Source organism: Roseibium sp. (assembly GCF_025698965.1).
Lineage (GTDB): Bacteria > Pseudomonadota > Alphaproteobacteria > Rhizobiales > Stappiaceae > Roseibium.
Genome location: NZ_JAILWL010000665.1, coordinates 1 through 2,627, shown reverse-complemented (window position 1 = coordinate 2,627; position 2,627 = coordinate 1). Strand labels below are relative to the sequence as shown.

Below are 2,627 nucleotides of genomic sequence, written 5' to 3'. Positions count from 1 at the left end.
GACATTCATGGATCAGATGGGCGCCTTGTTCCCCGGCAGAATTCATGAGCTGGATTATGACCAGCTAACCGAAAATCCTGAGAAGCTGATCCGCGGTCTGCTGGACAGTCTCGACCTGCCGTGGGAGCCGGCGTGCCTGACGCCAGAAGAGAACAGGCGCAGCGTCGCAACCGCCTCATTCCGTCAGGTCAGGGCTCCCATCTACACAGGGAGCTCGCAGGCCTGGCGACGGTTTGAGCCCTTCATCGGCGATGCATTCGCCGCTTTCCAGCAATAGAGCTTTCTCCTTGCCGGGATTTTGCGCGCCCCATAAACTCGCCCAATGCGCGAGTTTTTCTCACCTCTGCTTGGTCTGCTGGCTCTGGTCGCCTGCTCCCCGCTTGAGCCGTATGAACAGCACATATTGGACGCCTGCGGCACGCTGGAGCGCGATTACACGCGGTCTGTCCAGGCGGCAGAACGCGGAGACCTCACCGCGATAGACTGCGAGATTGCGGTCGCCGATGGCGTGTTCATGGGTCCGGATGACGACCCGCCCAACGCCATCACCAGCGTCAGCTATCGCTATCTTCGCTGGATCGTCACAGGTGAACAGCCCGCAGACATCGCCGAACTGGCGGGGCTTCTGGACCAGCAAGCCCTCGAAGCCAATCTGTCGCTGATCTTCACCCATCATCTGGAAGCGACCGGCCAGCTTTATGCCGGGCGCTATGACGCGGCGGGGTGCTTCTTGCGCCCGCCCCGCATGGACCAGCTCTATCAGCGCGCCCAACCCCATCCGGACATGGCGGCGTGCGAGAGCGCCGTGCGGGACCATCCGTTTGGCTAGAGGGCAGGAAAGGCTGGAAAGATGCGTATGATCCTCGTCTGCATGGCTCTGGCTCTCGTTCTGACGGGCTGCAGCCGTCTTGAACCCCATGAGCAGCGCATACTGGAGGCGTGCGGGACGCTAGATCCAGATTTTGACGCCACGCGTCAGGCCGCCTATCGCGGCAAGCTCGCCGCCATTGATTGTGAGATCGCCATCGCCGACGGCGTTTTCATGGGGCCGTATGATGACCCGCCCGATGCCCTGTTCAGCGTGACCTTCCGCTATCTGCGCTGGATCGTGACAAGCGAGCAGCCCGACGACATTCTCGAGCTCGCCGCCCTCTGCGACCAGTTCTATCTGATCAATCGTCTGACCATTCATTATGATCAGTATCTGATCAAGACGGGGCAGTCCTATTCAGGGCTTTTTGACAAAAACGGCTGTTTCCTGCGCACGCCCCGCATGGACCAGCTCTATCGCGCCGCCCAGCCCCATCCGGACATGGCGGCGTGCGAGAGCGCGGTGCGGGATCATCCGTTTGGCTAGGTCAGCTGGCGGCGAACTTGAGAGGGGGAATGAAGCAGTAGGCGGAGGAAGGCGGCAAGAAGAAGCCTCATAGGAAAACATCGCCAGCATGGGAGGCCTCTCCAGCAGAGACAGAAATAATGCGCCGACGCGTAGAGGATAGCAGGCCTTCCTGGTAGTGACCGTGAAATTCAGATTAGCTTGTATATTTCGTTCACTACCCTGTCACTGGTTAGAATGGTGCGTACGCACTACATGTGATTAACAATCAGATGTTTGACCACTGCCTTCAAATAAGGCATACAGAACGGCCCGCAGGTTTGGACGCTGCGGGCTGAGTGGTACTCTGTTCTGTTGTTGCTCGCGTTTCGCCAAGGTTGTGGACACCCCAACCGCGATCACCACAGCATATATAGACGACAAACGGCCTCACCGCAAGCGGTGTGGCCGTTTTTTTTCGTATAATTCTGCATATTCAGGCCTTAGATTTCGTATTCATTCTAATAATATAAAAAAATCAATAGTTTATCATTAAGCTATAGTGCGCGCACTAACCCCAGGGGAGTACACACCAGCTGGAAACAAGCCGAAGCTTTGGGCCGTTGATTTTCCAGATAAACTCGTATAATAATACGCCACCGATAGCCGTTGGAGTTTTTCATGGCCCGAAGTCCCAGCTACCCCTCAATTCCTTTAGAAAAAGCTGTAGAGCTCGCTGGTGGAATCTATGAAGGCGCGCAACGCAGCCATATTGACCCAGAAACTGCTTACGAGCTTATGGGCTACTCAGGTAAAACGGGAGCCTCTCTCTCAGCTTTAGCAGCACTAAAACACTATGGGCTTATTGAAGGTCGATCTGATTCCCTAAGAATCACAAGCCTTGGGGAGCGTATACTTAACCCCATGGATGAGGATGAACGCTGCAAAGCGCTATTCGAGGCAGGTTATAATCCCACGTTCTTCCAAGAGCTTCGCTCTGAATTTGGTGAGGTCATTCCTGCGGATAATGTTATTCGAGCACTTGCCATGAGAAAACACGGCTTCAGCAAATTTGGTGCTGATGGTGTTGCGAAATCATACGGAGAAACCATCCGATTTCTAAGCCGTTTCAACACAGCTCCCTCTGCGGTTGTTGATACGTCAAGAGATGACGAGCCCTCTGGTGTTCATATTAGGGAACGGCAGATCGCTCTTACTCGATCCAGCGATGATGCAATTGAATCAAACACTAAGAATCCTATTAATCCCGAACGGACAACTGATGAAAATGTGATTGAGGTTCCTATCGGGC

4 protein-coding genes are annotated in these 2,627 nt (G+C 54.7%); all 4 read left to right on the top strand.

Annotated features, from left to right (window positions below):
* Window positions 1-277: sulfotransferase (locus K5905_RS31330; RefSeq protein WP_297591629.1), on the top strand; the 277-nt coding region annotated here is incomplete at its 5' end.
* Window positions 278-322: 45 nt separating this feature from the next.
* Window positions 323-829 (top strand): hypothetical protein, encoded by a 507-nt coding sequence (locus K5905_RS31325; protein WP_297591628.1) that lies wholly within the window; start codon window positions 323-325, stop codon window positions 827-829.
* A gap of 21 nt (window positions 830-850) precedes the next feature.
* Entirely contained in the window at window positions 851-1,357 is a 507-nt protein-coding gene (locus tag K5905_RS31320; protein ID WP_297591627.1) for a hypothetical protein, read from the top strand.
* 639 nt (window positions 1,358-1,996) lie between these two features.
* On the top strand, window positions 1,997-2,627 hold a 631-nt coding region (locus K5905_RS31315), incomplete at its 3' end, for a hypothetical protein (protein ID WP_297591626.1).